The sequence below is a fragment of the Leisingera sp. SA215 genome (genome assembly GCF_055902035.1).
In genome coordinates this window covers 17305-36454 of sequence record NZ_JBVVXU010000017.1, presented here as the reverse complement: position 1 = coordinate 36454, position 19150 = coordinate 17305, and the positions used below count along the sequence as shown (strand labels likewise).

General features: G+C 64.9%; 16 protein-coding genes. 9 read left to right on the top strand and 7 right to left on the bottom strand.

The window, feature by feature from the left end; genetic code table 11:
• The first annotated feature begins 25 nt into the window (after positions 1-25).
• Positions 26-766 carry an NYN domain-containing protein gene (locus AC0KW6_RS16125; RefSeq protein WP_323777797.1) on the top strand — a complete coding sequence of 247 codons (741 nt, stop codon included), beginning with the start codon at positions 26-28 and terminating at the stop codon, positions 764-766.
• Between the two features lie 299 nt (positions 767-1065).
• On the opposite strand, the gene AC0KW6_RS16120 is transcribed toward AC0KW6_RS16125, so the two are convergent.
• From AC0KW6_RS16120 to AC0KW6_RS16110, 3 genes are all read right to left on the bottom strand, one after another.
• Positions 1066-1782 (bottom strand): flavodoxin family protein, encoded by a 717-nt coding sequence (locus AC0KW6_RS16120; protein ID WP_474035399.1) that lies wholly within the window; start codon positions 1780-1782, stop codon positions 1066-1068.
• Between the two features lie 134 nt (positions 1783-1916).
• Complete coding sequence (gcvH, locus tag AC0KW6_RS16115; RefSeq protein WP_323777794.1) at positions 1917-2276, bottom strand: glycine cleavage system protein GcvH; 360 nt, start codon at positions 2274-2276, stop codon at positions 1917-1919.
• 199 nt (positions 2277-2475) lie between these two features.
• Positions 2476-3924 carry a glutamine synthetase family protein gene (locus AC0KW6_RS16110; RefSeq protein WP_474035398.1) on the bottom strand — a complete coding sequence of 483 codons (1449 nt, stop codon included), beginning with the start codon at positions 3922-3924 and terminating at the stop codon, positions 2476-2478.
• Between the two features lie 213 nt (positions 3925-4137).
• On the opposite strand from AC0KW6_RS16110, the gene AC0KW6_RS16105 reads away from it, so the two are divergent.
• From AC0KW6_RS16105 to AC0KW6_RS16095, 3 genes are all read left to right on the top strand, one after another.
• Positions 4138-4914 (top strand): IclR family transcriptional regulator, encoded by a 777-nt coding sequence (locus AC0KW6_RS16105; RefSeq protein ID WP_323777790.1) that lies wholly within the window; start codon positions 4138-4140, stop codon positions 4912-4914.
• Between the two features lie 80 nt (positions 4915-4994).
• Positions 4995-5321 carry a hypothetical protein gene (locus tag AC0KW6_RS16100; RefSeq protein ID WP_323777788.1) on the top strand — a complete coding sequence of 109 codons (327 nt, stop codon included), beginning with the start codon at positions 4995-4997 and terminating at the stop codon, positions 5319-5321.
• 121 nt (positions 5322-5442) lie between these two features.
• Positions 5443-6426: a type I glyceraldehyde-3-phosphate dehydrogenase gene (locus AC0KW6_RS16095; RefSeq protein ID WP_474035397.1), complete on the top strand. Its 984-nt coding sequence runs from the start codon at positions 5443-5445 to the stop codon at positions 6424-6426.
• Positions 6427-6476: 50 nt separating this feature from the next.
• On the opposite strand, the gene AC0KW6_RS16090 is transcribed toward AC0KW6_RS16095, so the two are convergent.
• Together AC0KW6_RS16090 and AC0KW6_RS16085 are read right to left on the bottom strand one after the other, a co-directional pair.
• Positions 6477-7085 carry a hypothetical protein gene (locus AC0KW6_RS16090; protein WP_323784396.1) on the bottom strand — a complete coding sequence of 203 codons (609 nt, stop codon included), beginning with the start codon at positions 7083-7085 and terminating at the stop codon, positions 6477-6479.
• Between the two features lie 66 nt (positions 7086-7151).
• The gene (locus AC0KW6_RS16085; RefSeq protein WP_474035396.1) at positions 7152-7454 is read right to left on the bottom strand and encodes a hypothetical protein; all 303 of its coding nucleotides are present in this window, start codon (positions 7452-7454) and stop codon (positions 7152-7154) included.
• A 528-nt stretch (positions 7455-7982) separates the two neighbouring features.
• On the opposite strand from AC0KW6_RS16085, the gene AC0KW6_RS16080 reads away from it, so the two are divergent.
• Positions 7983-9785, top strand: coding sequence for an autotransporter assembly complex protein TamA (locus AC0KW6_RS16080; RefSeq protein WP_474035395.1), 1803 nt, complete (start codon positions 7983-7985; stop codon positions 9783-9785).
• Positions 9782-13408 (top strand): translocation/assembly module TamB domain-containing protein, encoded by a 3627-nt coding sequence (locus tag AC0KW6_RS16075; protein WP_474035394.1) that lies wholly within the window; start codon positions 9782-9784, stop codon positions 13406-13408. Before AC0KW6_RS16080 ends, AC0KW6_RS16075 begins: the two co-directional genes overlap by 4 nt.
• 21 nt (positions 13409-13429) lie before the next feature.
• Here the strand turns inward: AC0KW6_RS16075 and AC0KW6_RS16070 are convergent, their stop codons facing one another.
• Complete coding sequence (locus tag AC0KW6_RS16070; RefSeq protein ID WP_474035393.1) at positions 13430-14380, bottom strand: glucokinase; 951 nt, start codon at positions 14378-14380, stop codon at positions 13430-13432.
• 322 nt (positions 14381-14702) lie between these two features.
• Between AC0KW6_RS16070 and AC0KW6_RS16065 the strand changes: the two genes are divergently transcribed.
• Both AC0KW6_RS16065 and AC0KW6_RS16060 read left to right on the top strand, forming a co-directional pair.
• Entirely contained in the window at positions 14703-15617 is a 915-nt protein-coding gene (locus AC0KW6_RS16065; RefSeq protein WP_474035392.1) for a glycosyltransferase family 2 protein, read from the top strand.
• Positions 15604-16581, top strand: a complete 978-nt coding sequence (locus AC0KW6_RS16060) for a glycosyltransferase (RefSeq protein ID WP_474035391.1) — start codon at positions 15604-15606, stop codon at positions 16579-16581. The genes AC0KW6_RS16065 and AC0KW6_RS16060 overlap by 14 nt, the downstream gene beginning before the upstream one ends.
• Positions 16582-16647: 66 nt before the next feature.
• Here the strand turns inward: AC0KW6_RS16060 and AC0KW6_RS16055 are convergent, their stop codons facing one another.
• Complete coding sequence (locus tag AC0KW6_RS16055) at positions 16648-17394, bottom strand: WecB/TagA/CpsF family glycosyltransferase (RefSeq protein ID WP_323780700.1); 747 nt, start codon at positions 17392-17394, stop codon at positions 16648-16650.
• 194 nt (positions 17395-17588) lie between these two features.
• On the opposite strand from AC0KW6_RS16055, the gene AC0KW6_RS16050 reads away from it, so the two are divergent.
• A complete protein-coding gene (locus AC0KW6_RS16050; RefSeq protein WP_474035390.1) occupies positions 17589-19052 on the top strand; it encodes a hypothetical protein in 1464 nt (487 codons plus the stop codon).
• Positions 19053-19150 lie beyond the last annotated feature (98 nt).

Sequence of the window (19150 nt, the reverse complement as noted above, 5' to 3'; positions counted from 1 at the left end):
CATTACACAAGAGGCACACGCAGCAATGGCAAAACCTGAAAAGCCCCCGCTTCTGGCTGTCCTGATCGATGCCGACAACATCTCGGCCAAATACGCCGAGGCAATGTTCGAGGAAATCGCCTCGTTCGGCGAGGCCAGCATCCGTCGCATCTACGGCGATTTCGCCGGCGGCAGCCCCCAGGGGTGGAACAAGGAGAAACTGGCCGCGCTGGCGATCGTGCCGCATCAGCAGTTCGCCAATACCACCGGCAAAAACGCTTCGGACATAGCCCTGGTGATCGACGCGATGGACATCCTGCATTCGGGCCGTTTCGACGGTTTTGTGCTGATCTCCTCCGACAGCGATTTCACCCGCCTGGCCAGCCGCATCCGCGAACAGGGGGTGGATGTGTTCGGCATGGGCATGCGCAAGACGCCCGCGGCATTCGTGCAGGCCTGCAAGCGGTTCATCTATGTCGAGAACCTGCTGGATGAGCCGGGCAAACCGAAGCCGAAACCCAAGAAAGAAGACGACGGCGGCAACGGAAATGCTCCGGCGGAACTGGCTGATCCGACCAAACTGGTGGTGCGGGCGATGGACGCGATCGATCAAGACGACGAATGGTACACGCTGGGCCAGATCGGCCAGTACATCACCGCGGCGGCGCCGGATTTTGACACCCGCAGCTATGGCAAGCGCAAGCTGAGCGACCTGATTTCCTCGCTGAAGCTGTTTGAGACCAAACGCGGCGACGGCAACCAGATCCTGGTGCGGCGGCTGGACTGACGCGCGGCACCGCTGCCGGCAGACAGCCCGCTGTGGAGGCATCCGCAGGTCACCCTCACACCGCGTGTGTCAGGCTGGCATCTGGGCGATGCACTGGCGGATGTCGCGGAGAATTACCGGCGGATTGAAGCCGGACAAGACCTGCTGCATGAAATGGTCCGGCAGCTGGGGTATTGATCCGGCCTGCAGCGCCCGCCCTGCTTCTTTCTGGATTTCAACACTCCCGCCGGAGGCGCTGCCTTGTTTCCGGCAGAGGGGTAAGGCGGCCAACTGCGCCAGCCAGGGGCGCGGCAGGCCGGCTAGGAGCGGTAATCCGGGTTTTCATAGTCGAACCGGCAGCCGGCAGACCAGGCTTTGCGGTCGTTGCCCTCATTCGGATAGCCGCCCGCATCGCGCAGCATCGCCGCCAGATGCATCAGGTTCCAGGTCATGATCGTGGTGTTGCGCTGAGTGAACTCGTTTTCAAAGCCGGCGGGCTTGCCCTCCACTTCATCGCCATAAGACGGCCCCGGCCCGGCCTCGCCGATCCAGCCGCAGTCGGCCTGCGGCGGAATGGTGAAGCCGAGATGGCTGAGCGCATAGCAGAGCGTCATCGCGGTATGCTTGATGCCGTCTTCATTGCCGGTGATGACGGTGCCGCCGGTTTTGCCGTAAAAGATCGACTGCCCTTTATCGTTCAGCTCCCCGCTCATGCCGTACAGGCGCTCAATCAGGATCCGGCAGACCGAGCTTTCCTCGCCCAGCCAGATCGGCGTTCCGATCACCAGGATCCGGGCTGCCAGCACCTTCTCCCACAGCTTGGGCCAGTCGTCCTGCGGCCAGCCATGCCCGGTCATGTCCGGATAAACGCCGGGCGGCACCATGTGGTCCAGGATATGCAGATGTTCGACCTCCACGCCGTTCTTTTCCATGATCGAGGATGAAGCCTGCATCAGCAGGCGGGTGTGGCTTTTGCTGCCGTCTTTCTTGAGGGAGGTGTTGATGAACAGGGCATTGAGGCCCGAAAAACCGGTCATAGCGCGTCTCCTGTTTGGATTGCAGGTATCGACCGGATGGTAGGACATCGCCTGCGGTTGCACAGGCGCGCTGGCAGGATCGTGATGCCAGACGGGAACCGCCCGCCGGGCGGAAAACACGGCGGGCGGGAAAATCAGCCGATGAAAGTCTTGTAGCCGGCTTCATCCATGTAGTCGTCCATCGGCGACAGATCCGCGGGCTTCAGCTTGAAAAACCAGGCGCCGCCTTCGGGGTCCTCGTTCACCTTGCCGGGATCATCGGTCAGCGCCTCGTTCACTTCGACCACTTCACCGTCCAGCGGTGCCAGAATGTCGGAGGCGGCCTTGACCGATTCGATCACCACGATTTCCTCATCCTTGGAAACCTCGGTGCCCACCTCCGGCAGCTCCACAAAGACCACTTCGCCCAGCTGCTCGGCGGCATGGGCGGTGATGCCAACGGTGATCAGGTCATCTTCGGGCAGCAGCCACTCGTGTTCTTCGGTGTATTTCATCGTCGTTTTTTCCTTGGAAGAGGCTTGGGGTTTCGGTGCGGGTTCGGCCGCCGTAAAGGATGCCGCAGGAAAAAGAAAGCCGGTCCTGCCGGCCTCTGCATGCGCGGGTATACGCTATCAACGGTGCCGGTCTCCGATCAAGATGGCAAATCGCGGGTTTCCTGCGTTTTTACGGGCCAGGCCCCGATCCCCTGTGCGGTCAGAACAGGTTGAAATACTCCGCCTGCTCCCATTCGCTGACGGTGTCGAGATAGCGCTCCCACTCGAAGTGCTTGAGCTGCAGCAGGTAGCTGGTGAATGCCTCCCCCAGCGCCGCCCGGCACATCAGCGAGCCGCCGAACCCCTCCAGCGCCTGGCCCAGCGAGCGCGGCAGGCGGTCGGAGTCTTCGCCGTAGGGCGACAGCGTCGGCGGCGGCGCCTCCAGCCCTTCGGTGATCCCCGCCAAGCCTGCAATGATCTGGGCCGCCAGCGCGTAATAGGGGTTGGCCGAACTGTCCGGTGCGCGGTTTTCAATCCGGCTGGCGGTATCGCCCGGCTGCATCAGCGCCCGCAGCATGGCGCCGCGGTTGTCCTCGCCCCAGCCGATCCGGTTCGGGGCCAGCTGGAACGGCAGATAGCGTTTGTAGCTGTTGACGGTCGGCGCGATCAGCAGCGATGTTTCCGTGGCGTATTTCAGCAGCCCCGCCATCCAGGCGCTGGCCTGCGGGCTGAGCACCCCAGCGGTTTCCGGCATGAACATCTGCCGCCCGCTGGCTTGATCCTGCAGCGACTGATGCACATGCCAGCCGTTGGCCATGGCATTGTCCAGCCGCGGCTTGGCCATGAAGCTGGCGTGCAGGCCATTGCGGGCGCAAACTTCCTTGACCATGGTGCGAAACATCACCATCGCATCCGCCTGGGCCATGGCGCCGCCGGGGGCAAAGGTGAATTCCACCTGACCGGGCCCCATTTCAATCTCGACCGAGCGCACCGGCAGGCCCAGTTTCTGGGCATTGCGGCGCAGCAGGTCCAGCACGCCCTCCGCTTCGCCATAGCAGGTTTCAGCCAGATACTGATAACCTTGCGTCAGGCTGCGGGGCTGCTCCGGCGCATCGGGGCGGCCTGCCGCATCGCCGCCGTCGGAACGGCCGGCCAGCTTGCAAATGTGAAACTCCACCTCCAGCCCGAAGCTGGCCGCCATCCCCTGCCCCTCCAAGGCCTCGACCGCCCGCTGCAGCACGCCGCAGGATGCAAACGGGACCGGGCTGCCGTCCGGATAGACCGGCGTGCAGAAGATCCAGGCGGAATGGCCGGACCAGGGCAGCGCGCGGAAGGTATCCGGGCGCGGCACCAGCAGCACGTCGCCCGCGCCCCGCATCGGCCCGGCCAGGCCGGTGCGGCCCTCCCAGACCGGAAAGGCATTGCGGTGCGAGGTATCCTTGAGCAACAGCGTCGCGGGCACGTTGAGACCGCGGTCAAAGACGCTGGCAAAGGCGCCGGCCATCACCGTCTTGCCGCGCAAAACCCCGTGCTGATCGGGGAACAGCACCCGCACCGTCTCGATCCCGTCGAACTGCGCGCGGGAAGTGATCTCCGCCGCCTGACGGCAATCCTCGGCACTCAGCAGCCCCAGGCGGGCCAGTTTGCCGGATGTGAATTCATGTGCCATGGGCGGCCTCTTGGCTAGCGGGCTGCCTGAAATTGCACCGGAACCAGGGGCGCGTCCAGCACCCGGTGGAGATTTCCCAGGCGCGGCGGCGCAAAGCAGCGGTTCCGGCGGCTTTGCCGCTTGACAGCGTTCGCAAATCGCACATTGTTTCCGGCATTCGCACAAAACCGCCGCAGGCAGCGGCGTTTTCACAATCGGGACGGGCAGCATCAGATGACCACAGCTGAACAGGACAGGAATGTTTCTTCGAGCTTTGCCAAGGGGCTGGCGGTTCTGGCAGTGTTCGACGCGGCGACGCCCAGCTTGACATTGGCCGAGATCGCCCGCCGCACCGGCCAGGACCGGGCCACGGCGCGGCGCGGCGCGCTGACGCTGGTGCAGGCGGGCTATCTGCGCCAGGACGGGCGGATGCTGGCGCTGACGCCGCGGGTGCTGGCACTGGCGGGCGGGTTCCTGCAGGCCAACCAGTTCGGCCGCCGGGTGCAGCCGGTACTGAACCGCCACGCCCGGCAGATGGAGGTCGAGGTGACGCTGGCGATGCTGGATCAGGGGCGGGTGCTGCTGCTGGCGCAATCGACCGTGGATCATGGTCATATCACCTATGGTTTCACCGCCGGCTCGCACATTCCGCTCGCCCATACCAGCCTGGGGCGGATGCTGCTGGCCGGGCTGCCGCAAGAGGAGGCGGCGTCGGTGCTGGCCAAGACGCAGGTGCCGCGCCACACCGGCCAGTCGCTGACCGATCCCGGCGCCATCCTTGAGCGTGTCGCACAGGCCCGCGAACAAGGCTATTGCATCACCGACAGCGAGTTCGAGGGCGGCATCACCGGCTATGCGGTACCGGTCTCGCGCCCCGGCCATACGCCCGTCGTTGCGGGCAGTTCTGCCCCGCGCGGACAGCGGCCGCAGGCGGATGCAGAACGGCTCCTGCGCGGGCTGCAGCTGTGCGCGGCGGAGCTGCGCCAGGCCGAGGCGGTGGACCACCTCTGACATCTGCGCCGGAAACCCCTTCTTGTAATGCACGCCGCCCTTGCTAGGCTGACACCGGATATTTCCGCAGGAGCATTTCGATGATGAAACAGACTGTCTTGGCCGCCGCCCTGTGCACCACCCTGTGCGCCGCGCTGGCTCCGGCCGCATCCGCCAAGGATGCCGAAGGCACCGTGGTTTCCGTTCTGGGCCGCAATTGGGCGGTTTTCCCGGTCGCGGACACCGCGGGCCGCTACAGCGCCACGCGGATGAACCTGGAGCATTTGCCCTTCCGCCCGCCTGCGGTCCTGACCGCGCGCCAGGCGGTGCGGGCCCTGCGCGCGGCCACCGGCTGCAGCGTCAACCTGGACACCATGGTGCGCAATATCACCGGCACCTACTACGCCCAGATGATCTGCCGCAAATAGCAGCGCGTCTGACGGCTCTGCGGTTTTGCAGCGTTTTTCTGAAACATCCTCTTGGGAAATGTGATCATTTTCCCGGCGGCGATGGATTGAGCGGCCCAAGCGCGCCTGCCATAGATTGCGCATGAGACTTGCAATCAACGGATTCGGCCGCATTGGCCGCGCCATCCTGCGCCAGATCCTGACCACGGCGCGCGGAGACGGCATCGAAGTGGTGCGGATTAATGATATCGCACCCTTGGACATGTGCGCCTATCTGTTCCAATACGACAGCACCTTCGGCCCCTTTGCCCATCCGGTGGCGCACGGCGATGAGGCGCTGCAGGTGATGGGCCGCAGCATTCCTGTCAGCCATGCGTCCGACCTGACACGCGTGGATCTGTCCGGTGTTGATCTGGTGCTGGAATGCACCGGCATTGCCCGCACCTCGGATGTCGCCGAACGCGGCATCAAGGCGGGCGCCGCCAAGGTGCTGATCTCCGGCCCCTCCCCCGCGGCGGAGCTGACCGTGGTGCTGGGGGCAAACGAGGAGAGCCTCGGCGACGCGCGGATCGTCTCCAATGCCTCCTGCACCACCAATGGTCTGACGCCGCTGGTCAAACTGCTGGATGGCATCGCCGGTATCGACACCGCCCATATGACCACGATCCATTGCTACACCAACTCGCAGCCGATGGTGGACGCGCCGCGCGGCGATTTCGCCCGCTCCCGCGGCGGCGCGCAATCGATGGTGCCGACCACCACCTCGGCGATGCATCTGATCGACGAGGTGCTGCCGCATCTGAAAGGCCGGGTCAGCGGCGCCGCGGTGCGGGTGCCGACGGCCAGCGTGTCGGCGGTTGATCTGGTGGCGCAGCTGAAAACCCCGATGAGCGAACCAGAGTTCACCGCCGCGCTGCGCGAAGGCGTTGCTGCCTCGCAGGTGCTGGGCTGGACAGATATGCCGCTGGTCTCGTCGGACCTGCGCGCGCGGCCTGAATCGCTGGTGATCGCCGGCCCCGAAACCCGCATGGCCGGCGAGCATCAGGCGCGTGTGTTCGGCTGGTATGACAATGAATGGGGTTTTTCGGCCCGGATGCTGGATGTGGCGCGGCTGATGGCCGGGTAAATGCCGGCTCAGCCTGCCGCGTCTTTGCAAGCCCGCCCCCGGCGGACTTGTTATTTCTGCGGCTTGCGCCCGGCACCGGCCAGGCGGAGCCAGCGGAAAATCAGCATTAATGCAATCATGCAAACCGCGAGACCGATCAGGTCGCCCGCCGCGTAAACTGCCATGACCGGCAGCTGGCCGCCGGGAAAGATCAGGCCTGAAAACACAACCGACTGCCCCAGGGAATTGATGACGGACGCCAGCCCTCCCACGGCCAGCAGCCCGGTCCAGGCAATCCGCCGCGTCTGACCCGCATAAAGCGTCCAGCCAAAAAGCCAGGCGATTTCAAAAGCGGCATATGCCGAAAACGCCCCGACTGCGATGGACTGCCACAGCACCGGCTCCCCCACGGGCAGCACAGTGCCTGGGGTGAATATCAGCTCCGACAGGACCGCACCGGCTGCAAGCGGCGGAACCGCTTTCCAGCCAAGCAGCCAGACGCTCAGCACCCGCACCCCGTGCGGCAGGTAGATCAGGCTGGCAAAGACAGTGATCTCCGGCAGGAACAGTTGCTGCACCGGCGTGACGGCCCAGGCCGTCAGACCATGGCAAATGATATAGGCCGCGGTGATGACCGCAAAACTCTGAAACTCGGACAGGACCTGCAAAACTCGTATCATGCCGCCCCCCTTAGACAGGAGCAGCGGTGGCTGCAATCATGTGAAGGCCTTGATTACGCGGCGCTGTCACTTTGCCGCGGGATCAAAGCAAACCACATAATGCTTGGCTTTGCTGCCGCCCGCCCGTACCAGCAACCCCAGTGCCAGCAGCGACTTCAGTGTCCGGTGAAAGGTCGCCTGGGCAATTTCCCGCACCAGCCGGTGGCTGCGGATCTGCTCGGATTGCACCGGGGCGCCTGGCACCGAGGTCAGCGCATGCGCCGCCAGCAGCACATCCCTCTCAACCCTGCTCAACCGGTCCAGTCCGATGTCGCGCTCCATCATGTGGAGCATATCCCGCAGTTCAAAAATTGACTTCAACTGATCCACTTTTACACCTCCGGGAAACCTAATCCGCTGCTAAAGAACCGCTTAATATGCCACTATAAGATGACACCACGCGGAAATTATCAATCCGATAATTATCTGGACAGTACAATCCCGCGTGGTATCATTCCCGCCAGGCTAGGCTGCATGTGAGTGGTGGCTGCGCCTGACGTTTACTCGAAGTAGCCTTGTTAACGAGTGCCAGCTCCGGCAGCTTCAACTGCCGGAGCTGCGCGGCATAGTATGAATTTCCTACCGGTTTCCAATCATCTTTGCAGCCAATTTCACCGCACGCGCGCCAAACCGGCAGGATTGCGCCCGCGGCTTGGCACTCCACCCTCAGTGTTGCGGCCGCATGACGGCCGCGATGCGCGGCAATCCGCCTCTGGTCAACGCAGGCCCAAGCTGGGCGGAAAGCTGCTGCTTTGCCGGTTCCATCCTGCAATTTTCCCGTGTTAGGCTTTGCCTCTAACCGCCTGTGGCCCCGCCGGGCTTAGAGGCAGAATTTCACGCCCGCCGCCGGGAGCTGACATGCATATTTCTTTCCGCCCGCGACCCTTGGCGCGCGCCCTTGCCTTCAGCCTGCTGGCAGTGCTGCCACCTGCCGCCTTTGGCGCCGAAGCGACGCTGCAGGCGCCCGGTGCGGATGCAGACCTGGCCGGGCGGCTGCGCGGCGCCTCCTCTTCGGTGGCCGCCAGCGGTGAAACCAATGTGCAGGAACTGCTGGCAGCGGCCTTGTCGGATTACCGCACACTGGTGCAGGTGCTGTATGATGCGGGTCATTTCTCGCCGGTGGTGAATATCCGCCTGGACGGGCGCGAGGCGGCGGGGATCCAGCCGCTGAATCCGCCAAAGGACGTCAGCAAGGTGGAAATCACCGTGCAGCCCGGCCCGCGGTTCACCTTTGGCACGGCAGAGCTGGCGCCGCTGCCGCAAACCAGCGACGTGGAGATCCCCGCAGGCTTTGCCCCCGGCCAGCCTGCCAGCACCGGAGCGGTCCGCGAGGCGGCGATTGCCGGCGTGCGGGCCTGGCGCCGCAGCGGCCACGCCAAGGCAGCGGTGTCGGATCAGAAGATCACAGCCAATCATGTGCAAGCCCGGCTTGATGCACAGCTGCGGCTTGCGCCGGGGCCGCGGCTGCGGTTCGGACAGTTGCAGGTCTCAGGCGAAACCAATGTCCGCGAGGACGCCATCCGCCGGATCGCAGGTTTCCCGGAAGGCGAAGCATTCCACCCCGATCTGGTCTCCAAATCCGCCACCCGGCTGCGCCGCACCGGCACGTTTTCCACTGTGGTCCTGCGCGAGGCCGAACAACCGAATGCGGACGGCACCCTGGATTTTGTGGCGCGGGTCGAGGATCTGCCGCCGCGCCGCCTGACCTTCGGGGCCGAGATCAGCTCCTCCGACGGGGTCGAGCTGTCGGGCACCTGGATGCACCGCAATCTGTTTGGCGCTGCCGAAAAACTGCGGATCGAAGCCCGGCTCAGCGGCATTGGCAGCAGCAATGACATTGACGGGCGCATTGCAGTGCGGCTGGACCGGCCCGCAGCGCTGGGGCCGGATGACGGCATTTTCTATCTGGCCGAGGCGGAACGGCTGGACGAGGAACACTTCAGTGCCACCCAAATGCTGGGCGCCATAGGTGCGCGGCGGACGTTTTCAGAAAATTTCTTTGCTGAGGCTGCCCTTGGCGTCTCCTCCACCCTGGCAAAGGACGTGTTCGGCAAACGACGCTTCAAGTATCTGAGCGGCCGGATCCGGGCCGAATATGACGGGCGGGACAGCCGTGTGGACCCCTCAAACGGCTACTTCCTGCAAGGCGGCGCTACCCCATTCTTTGGCATTGACGGCAACAAATCCGGCTTGCAGATCAAAGGGGACGGGCGAGCCTATCACGGGTTGGGAGCAGATGACCGGATCGTGCTGGCCGGGCGGTTGCAGATGGGGTCCGTGATCGGGCCGTCGCTGAATGAAGTCTCCCCCACCTTGCTGTTCTTCTCCGGCGGTGCGGGATCTGTGCGCGGGCATGAATTCCAATCGCTGGGCGTGCCTGTTGGCACCGGGACTGCCGGCGGGCGCAGTTTTCTGGCGTTGTCCGGCGAAGTGCGGGGCAAGGTCACCAGCAAGATTTCCCTGGTCGGGTTCTATGACATCGGCTTTGTCGATGCGGACAGTATTGTGTCCGGCTCTTCCCCACGCCACGCCGGCGCAGGCATTGGCCTGCGCTATGATGTGGCCGGCATCGGCCCGATCCGGCTTGACCTCGCCTATCCGGTGGACGGCGGGACCGAGGATGGGCTGCAATTCTATATCGGGATAGGACAGGCGTTTTGAAACAGTTTCTAGGCCTTGCCCTTGCCCTGGGGCTGACAGTTGCGCCGGCGGCGGCGCAGGACACCGCAACAGATGACGCCGGCGGGCTGCTGGTCGATTTCCTTGAGGATACACTGTCCGGAGACAGCCGTTATATCAGCGTGACGGGTCTTGAGGGGGCGTTCTCCTCGCAGGCCAAGATCAGGAAAATCACGGTGGCGGATGAAAAGGGCATCTGGCTGACCATCGAAGGCGCTGAACTCGACTGGAACCGGCTGGCGCTGCTGCGCGGGCGGTTCTCGGTCAATGAACTGTCGGCAGAACGCATCACGGTGGCGCGCGCGCCCGAACCGCTGCCGCCGGACCCCGAACTGCCGGAGCCTGAAGCCACGCCTTTTGCCCTGCCGGAGCTGCCGGTTGCGATTGAACTGGGCGAGATCAAGGCGAACCGGATCGAACTGGGCGAGGAGCTGGCCGGCTCGGCGGCCAGCCTGTCGGTCGAGGGCTCGCTGTTGCTGGCGGACGGGGCGCTGGATACCAGGCTGGCAGCCGCCCGGCTCGACAAACCCGGTGATCACTTCCGGCTCGAGGCCGGCTATGCCAACGAGACCCGGCAGATCACCCTGGATCTGGCAGTGGAGGAAAGCCCCGGCGGTCTGATCTCCCGCAGCCTGGGTCTGCCTGGCAGCCCCGAGTTGCAACTGACTGCCCAAGGCAGCGGCCCGGTCAGCGACTTCACTGCGGATATCCTGTTCAGCACCAATGGCGCGGAACGGCTGGCAGGCAAGGTTGTGCTGGCCGCCCAGCCGCTGGCCGAAGACGCCGCCCCCGAAACCGCGCGCAGCATTGCCTTTGCCGCGGATCTTGGTGGTAATATAGACGTGCTGCTGCCGCCGGTGCACCGGCCGTTCTTCGGCCCCGGCCTGCGGCTCAACGTCAAGGGCCTGCGGACCGGAAGCGGCGTGGTGGCGCTGGACACTCTGGTCCTGCGCACCAATGCGCTGCAGGTCACCGGCGCTGCAACGCTGGACGCAGCCGGCAAGCTGGACACTGCAAATCTGAAAACCGCAATCACTCCGCCTGCAGGCCAGGCTGCCGTCACCCTTCCCGTTGGCGGCGGGCAAACCACGCTGGGGTCAGCGGACCTGCAGTTTAAAAAGACAATCGCCGGCAATTGGACCCTGGACGGGGTACTGAACCAGCTAAGCCATCCAGGCGCCCTGGTGGACCGGGCCGAGGTTGCGGGCCGCGGCACGCTGGATCAAGACAGCGGCTTTGCACTGGAAGGGCGGCTGTCCGCAGGCCTGAGCGGCTTCCAGCCCCGCGATCCGGCCCTGGCCAAGGCCACCGGCAATGAAATCCGCTTTGAAGGCACCCTCACCACTGAAGGCCCCGGCACGCTGCAAATCACCGGTATGGAGCTGCGCGGCAGCGACTATCAGGCTGCCGGCGGCATGGCTTTCAATGGCCTGGAGGAAGGGATGAAAATCAGCGCTGACCTGACCGCGGGCCTGGCTGATCTGGCCCGGTTCTCGGACCTGGCCGGGCGCCCTCTGGGCGGCGCGGTGCAGGCAGCGGTCAAAGGCTCCTTTACACCGCTGTCCGGTGCGTTTGCCACCAACCTGTCAATGCAGGCGCAGGACCTGTCGGCGGGCATTGCCCAGGCAGATGAACTGCTGGCAGGCACGACCACGCTGGCACTGCAGGCCGCACGGGACGAGAACGGCATCGTGATCGACCGTTTCGAGCTGGCAGGCAGCGCGCTGCAGGCCAGCGCCGCGGGCACGCTCAACAGCGATGCCGGGCGGATGGAGATCGGTGCCAAGATAAACCGGCTGGAGGTGCTGCTGCCGCAAGCGCCCGGCGCGCTGGAACTGGCCGCCGCCCTCACTCGCAATGGCGATACCCTCAGCGGTGTGGCAGAACTGAAAGGACCGCATACCTCCAGCGCCGAACTGAATGGATCCGTCACCCGGGAGGGCGATGCCGATTTCACCTTTGCCGCCGCCCTGAACGAGCTGGAACGGTTTGTGCCGCAACTGGCCGGCAAGCTGACCGCCGGCGGCACCGCCGCGCGGCGAAACGGGGAATGGCAGATTGCAGGCAAGGCTGCAGGCCCAGCCGCCATCGCCGCGGATATCGAGGGCCGCTTTACCGAAAGCAACGGCAGCACCGATCTGCGCTTTGATGCAGCCATCGGTCAGCTGCAGCGGCTGGTCCCAGACCTGCCCGGCCGCCTCGACGCCAAGGGCACCGCGGCGCGGCGCGACGGCACCTGGACCATCGACAGCACGGCCAGCGGCCCCGCCGGCATCGACAGCCGCGTTGCCGGCAGCTGGAGCGAGGTCAAAGGCACCGCTGATGTCTCCGCCAAGGGCACCCTGCGGCTGGAAGGGCTGAACCCGTTCATCTCCCCAAACCTGATGCAGGGGCCTGCGAATTTCGACATCGCCTTGCGGGGTGTTCCGGCACTGGAAGGCTTGAGCGGCACCATCAGTGTCCCCGGCGCCTCGCTGGCCATTCCGGCAGCAGCGCAGCGGGTGGATGATATCAACGCCACCGTCTCCATCGCCCGCTCCAGCGCGCAGCTGCAGGTCTCGGCCCGCCCGCGCGACGGCGGCACGGTGCGGATCAGCGGCCCGGTCGGGCTGCTGCCGCCCTTCAACGGCAACCTGCAGATCGCGATCGGCGATGTGGTGGTGACCGACAACCTGTCTTATGAAACCCTGCTGAACGGAACTCTGGCAATGTCCGGCGCAATGGCGGGCAGCAACCGGATCGAGGGGCGGATCGATGTGGGCGAAACCAACATCAATCTCAACACCGCCGGCGGTTCGGTCTCGGCGGCGCCGATCCCGCCGATCCGGCATGTGAAAGCGCCGCGCGAGGTGCGCCGGACCCTGGCCCGCGCCGGGCTGACCGGCAGCAACGGCGGCGGCGGCGGATCTGCCAGGACCGCGCTGGACATCCTGATCAGCGCGCCCTCCAGAATCTTTGCCCGCGGCCGCGGCCTGCGTTCGGAACTGGGCGGCGATATCCGCCTGCGCGGCACCACTGCACGGTTGTCGCCCTCCGGCCAGATCAGCCTGATCCGCGGCAGCTTTGATATCCTCGGACGGCGGCTGGAATTGGACGAAGGCCGGATCACCCTGCTGGGCGATCTGAAACCCTATCTGGAATTCAAATCCACCGCCGCAACCGATCAGGGCACCGCAACGCTGGAAATCTCGGGCCGGGTTGACGCGCCCGAAATCAAGGTGACCTCGGACCCGCCCCGCCCTAGCGAGGAAGCACTGGCGCTGTTGCTGTTCGGCGACAATATCCAGGACATTTCACCGCTGGCACTGGCCCGCCTGGCGGGGTCGGCACTGACCCTCAGCGGCCGCGGCGGCGGGGCGCAAAGCAAGCTGCGCGAGGCCACCGGGGCGGATGACATCGACATCGGCGCGGACAACCTGGGGGCCGGGCAGCTTGGCCTGGGCGGCTATGTGGCCGAGAATGTCTATACCGATTTCAACGTCAACACCCGCGGCGACAGTGAATTGAGCATCAATCTGGACATGACGGACAGCCTGACAGTGCAGGGCACGGTGGACAGCGAGGGCGAAACCGGCTTTGGCCTGTTTTTCAAGCGCGACTACTGACGGCCGCACCGGCTGCGGGTTTCACACCGCCGCTCCGGCGGCGGCAAGCGCCACCCGTGCCGCCCCGCCGACACCGGCCGCATCATCGGTGATCAGCCGCAGGGGCGTATCGGCACAGACCGTTCCCAGCTGCCCGCCCGGCGCGGTATAGCTCTCCAGGAAATGCGCCCGCGCGGGGGAGTTCAAAACCCCGCGCGCCACGCTGCCGGCAAAGAACATCCCCTGCCCTGGCAGATAGGCCGCTGTCAGCTCGCGCGCCATCAGCCCCAGCAGATGCGCCCATTCGCACACGGTGCGTGCCTCGGGCGACTCAGGGTTTGCCAAATAGGCGGTGCTGATCCCTTCCGCACTTCTGGCCGCCGAGCCGGTCAGCGCTTGGTGAAGCTGCACCAGTCCAGCCCCCGAGAACAGCATTTCGGTGCTGGCAAAGCCCTCCGCCGCATGATCCAGCAGCCCCTGCAGGCGGCAAAACACGGCCTGCGGCAGGCTGGCGCGGCCAAGTTCGGCCTCCAGCACGGCTCCGTTCCGTGCGGCGGAAACGTTGAACCCGGTCCCGATACCGGCAACCAGTGCCTGGCCGCCGCCGGGCCGCCCCGGACGCAGGCAGGACTGCTGTCCCGGGATCAGCGCGGGCAAGGCGTGGCACAGGGCTGCAAGATCGTTAATGATGCCGGTCCTGGCACCTGGCGGCAGCCCCAGTGCGGCGCTTACGCTGTCTGCATCGCCTTGCCAATTGCGGTTGGTGAGGTGAAACTGCCCGTCCCTGACCGGACCTGCCACGGCCAGACAGGCCCCTTGCAAGGGCGGAAACCCCGGCTGCGCGCAATAGGACGTCAGCACATCTTCCAAACTGGCAAAACTGTCGTTGGCAAAGCTTTGCAGCGCCGTGACCCCGATGCCGGGGGCCGCCAGGGCCAGCCGGGTCCGGCTGCCCCCCGCATCGCCAGCCAGAACAGTCAGCTCAACCGCCATGTGCCGCGGTCCTTTCTGATCATTTTCGTGCCATCAAGACTGCAGCAATCCCGCCGCAATTGCAATTCAACTGCAGAAGTGCAATCGTCCGCTGGCATTTGGACAGATAGCCGAAACGCCGCAATAAAGACCTCCGAAATCAATGGAAACAAAACTGGTTCTGGCCTGCATGACTGTATCCGCTCCCTGGCATTCACTGATGCCGCGTATTGTCGGCAAGGCGACGCGCGTGAAAAAGAAAATGCGGCTGCGGGCATCGATGCGGCACTTGCACGGACCGCGCCGGCAGTATGCGGCAACTGACGATGTGACAGTGGTGACAGTGGTCAAGGACGGGCGGTTTTTCCTGGATGAGTTCTTTGCCCATTACCGGTCAATGGGCGTCCGCCACTTTGTCTTTGTCGACAATGGCTCATCTGACGGGACCATCAGGCGAATACAGCAGGAGCCCGGCACGGTTGTCCTGCAGTCTGCATTGCCGACTGCAGAATTCGAACCGGATTTCCGGCGCTATGCAGCGGAACGGTACTGCACCGGAAGATGGTGCCTTTATGCTGACATCGATGAACTGTTTGACTTTGAAGGCCGCGAAGACACCGGTTTGAATTGCCTCATCCGCTATATGAATGCGAACGGCTTCACAGCGCTGGCCGCCCAGATGCTTGACCTGTTTCCCGCCGTGACGCTTCGCGAAGCGTCTGACTGGCCTTTTTCCAAAGTGTTGGAAGATTACCGGTATTTCGATCTCGAAGCGATAGAAACAGTGCCCTATCATGAGCACAGCCATCCGCTGACAGCCGGGTTCTCCTATTTTCTGCAACACAACAGCGTTCCCGGAGAACACATTCAGTTCCTGTTCGGCGGCATCCGCAGCAAGATCTTCGGCGAACAGTGCTGCCTGACCAAACATCCTCTGGTTTTCCTGGAGCCCGGCGTCGAGGCCGGCGTGCACCCCCATTGTTCAGCACGGGTGCGGTGTGCCGATTTCACCGCCTTGCTGCGTCACTATAAATTTTGCAACAGCCCCATCGAACGGGACCGGCAATCCGTGCATGACGGCACAATCCCGCATGGAGCAGACAAATTGCGCCTGGCCGTCCTGGACCAGCAGGACGACCTAACGCTTCACACCCCCCTGGCCCAAGAGTACTCGGGCATCGAAGACCTGTATGATAAAGGGTTTTTGATCCGTTCCCAAAAATTCGCCGCATTTTCAGCCGTATATGCCGAAGGTTGAGCCGTCCATCGGGGCACCGCCCCGTGCCATAGCTGCAGTGGTCATCGGCCGCAACGAGGGAGAGCGCCTGATCCGCTGCCTGCGCTCCCTGCAAGGCAAAGTGCAGCCGCTGATATATGTGGACAGCGGCTCCTGCGATGGCTCGGCCGCGGCGGCCCGGGCTCTTGGCGCCCAGGTGGTGGATCTCGATCTCGCCCGGCCCTTTACTGCGGCGCGGGCGCGCAATGCCGGGCTGGCTGCATTGGGAGAGGGGCCCGATTTCGTGCAATTCGTGGACGGCGATTGCGAGGTGGACCCGGACTGGATCGCCACCGCAGCAGCCTTCCTGCAGGCGCGGTCCGGGACGGCCGTGGTTTGCGGGCGGCGGCGGGAGCGGTTTCCCGGCGCCTCGGTCTACAACCGGCTGTGCGACGCCGAATGGAACACCCCGCTTGGCGGGACTGCGGCCTGCGGCGGCGATGCGCTGATGCGGGTTGCGGCGGTCCGTGCGGCAGGCGGATACCGCGGCAGCCTGATCGCCGGGGAAGAGCCGGAGCTGTGCCTGCGCCTGCGGCGCGACGGCTGGCAGATCTGGCGGATCGATGCGGAGATGACCCTGCATGACGCGCAGATGCAGCATTTTTGCCAATGGTGGCGGCGCAGCCGCCGCGCCGGCCACGCCTTTGCCGAAGGCGCCGCGCTGCATGGGGCCGGGCCGGAACGCCATTGGGTCGCGGAAACCCGGCGTGCGCTGTTTTGGGGGGCTGCGCTGCCAGCGGGCATCCTCATCGCTGGCCTGCTGCACCCGCTGCTGCTGCTGGCGGCATTGGTTTACCCGGCACAGTTTCTGCGCCTGGCCCGCCGCATGGGGGCTGAGCAAGCGCTGTTCGCCATCCTTGGGAAATTCGCCGAAGCGGCCGGCGCCGTGGAGTTCTACTGGCTCCGCTGGCGCGGCAAGGCGCGCGGCATTCTCGAATACAAGTAGCGCTGCCCCCCTTTCGTCAGCGGCCTTGCAAAACCAGGGCGCCGGCCGGCGGCGCACCCGCAAGCGTCAGCGGATCCGCCATGCCTTCAGGATTTCGGCGGGCAGGATCGCCAGGCATTTGGCATAGCGCGGCAGCAGCCGCGACGGGCTGGACAGCGCCCGCCACAGCCATTCCATCGCCACCGCCCGCACCCAGGCAGGCGCCCGTTTCTGGTGGCCGCCCAGGAAATCGAGCCCGGCACCGATGGAGGCAAACCCCGTGCGCGGCGACATCCGGCGGCCGCGTTGGGCGAACCGTTCCTGCTTCGGCGCCCCCAGCGCCAGCAAGCACAAACCGATCCCGGTCCCCTTCAGGCGGTGCAGGATATGATCCGCTTCCGGCCCGTCCGGGTCAAACCGGCCCGATGGCGCATGGGTCCAGGCGATGTCCAATCCCGGCACCTGCGGCTCCAGAGCGGCCTTGGCATCCTCCAGCGCCGCATCCGTGCTGCCCACAAGGGCGACCGGAACCCCGGCCTCTGCCGCGAGACGGCACAGCGGCAGCACCATGTCCGAACCGGGCATCAGCTCCACCGGGCGGCGGGCCAGCCGCGACAGCCAGACAACAGGGCGCCCGTCGGCCACCACCAGATCCTGCGCCTGGTAGACAGCCAGAAAGCCCGGGGCCTCCGCCATCTTGACCAGATGGTCCAGATTGACCGTGGCCAGCGCAAACCCCTGACCGGCCCTGAACCGGGCGCGGACTTCCGCTTCCAGCATGGAACGGGCCGGCATGTTCACCGCAACCCGGCGGCCGTGAAATTCGAAATGCAATGCAGCCTCCAACGACAACGCCGCCCTCTCATACCGCCGGCGCGGCGGCCAGGCCAGCGGCCCCGCACCTGCCGCAGCCTGAGCGTGGCATAGCTGCACGCTGTTTACCTGTTCTTGCAAATCCGCGGGACAGGGCCGTTTGCAACAGGTAAACTTTGACGCAAATTCCGGGGACTTGAGGGAGAACGCGGCCATTGCCCAATTTTATGGCCTATCTGATGCTACTGGCCTGGCCGCTGGCCAGCCTGATCCTGTTCCGGCGCCTGCCGCTGGAACGGGCGATCCTGTGGTGCCTTATTGCGGGCTATCTGCTGCTGCCGCCGCTGGCTGAGTTCGACCTGCCGCTGGTGCCGGATATGGACAAATTTGCCATTCCATCGGTGATGGCGTTCCTGCTGTGCCTGCTGCTGCTGCGCAGGCCGGTGCCGCTGCTGCCGCGGCACCCGGCGGTGCGGGTTCTGACGCTTTTGTTTGTGTTCGGCGTCGTCCCCACGGTGCTGACCAATGGCGAGCCGGTCCTGTTCCGCAGAATCGCCAATTCCGATCCGATTGTCTTTCTGACCGGTCAGCTGCCGGGGCTGCGCTGGCGCGACCTTGGATCCGTGATCATCAACCAGATGATCGTGCTGATCCCGTTCCTGCTGGCGCGCCGTTACCTCTCCACCCCCGGCGCCCAGCGCGAATTGCTGCTGGCGCTGATGATCGGCGGGCTGGCCTACACGGTCCCATCGCTGATCGAGATCCGTCTCAGCCCGCAGATCAATGTCTGGGTCTACGGCTTTTTCCAGCATGACTTCAGCCAGATGATCCGCCAGGGCGGCTTCCGCCCCATCGTATTCCTGCCCCACGCGCTGTGGCTGGCGTTTTTCATGCTGTCGGCGCTGCTGGCCGCCACGGCCCTGGCCCGCGCAGAGGCTTCGGGCCAAAGGCTGCGCTTGATGCTGGCAGCGGTGTATCTGTTTGCCGTGCTGGTGCTCTGCAAAAGCCTCGCCTCGCTTGCCTATGCGCTGGCCTTTACACCTGTGGTGGCGCTGGCGCCCTTGCGGTGGCAGCTGCGGGCGGCGCTGCTGCTGGCGCTGATTGCCGCGGTCTATCCGATGCTGCGCAACACCGGGCTGGTGCCGACCGAAGCGCTGGTGGCGCAGGCCGAGGCAATCAGCGCCGAGCGGGCGCAGTCGCTGAACTACCGGTTTGAAAACGAAACCCAATTGCTGGCACGCGCTGCTGAAAAGCCCTGGTTCGGCTGGGGCGGCTGGGGCCGCAACCTGGTGCGCCACGCCGAAACCGGGCAGATCCTGTCGATCCCCGACGGACGCTGGATCATCGTGTTCGGCGCCTTCGGCTGGCTAGGATACATTGCTGAAATGGGGCTGCTGGCGGCTCCGCTGGTTCTTTTGGCACAGGCCGCACGGCACGCGCCGCAGGGCAGTGTCTCGCCGTTTGCCGCGCCGATTGCCCTGATCCTGGCCGCAACCATGGTGGATATGCTGCTCAATGCCACGCTGATCCCGATCACCTGGATGTGCGCCGGGTCGGTTCTGGGCTACGCCGAACGATTGCTCTACCCGGACTTGTTCAGCCGAAAACCTGCCCTGTTTGGCGGGGCGCAGGCGCTGCTGCCAGACACCGCCGGGCCGGAGAGGCGAAGTCTTCTGTGATGCCGCAATCTTTCCGCTTTTCAGGCTCAATTCAACACAATGCGTCCACAGGACAGCCCTATGGATTGACGAAAGTAAACAGATTGAAACCGGGTTGC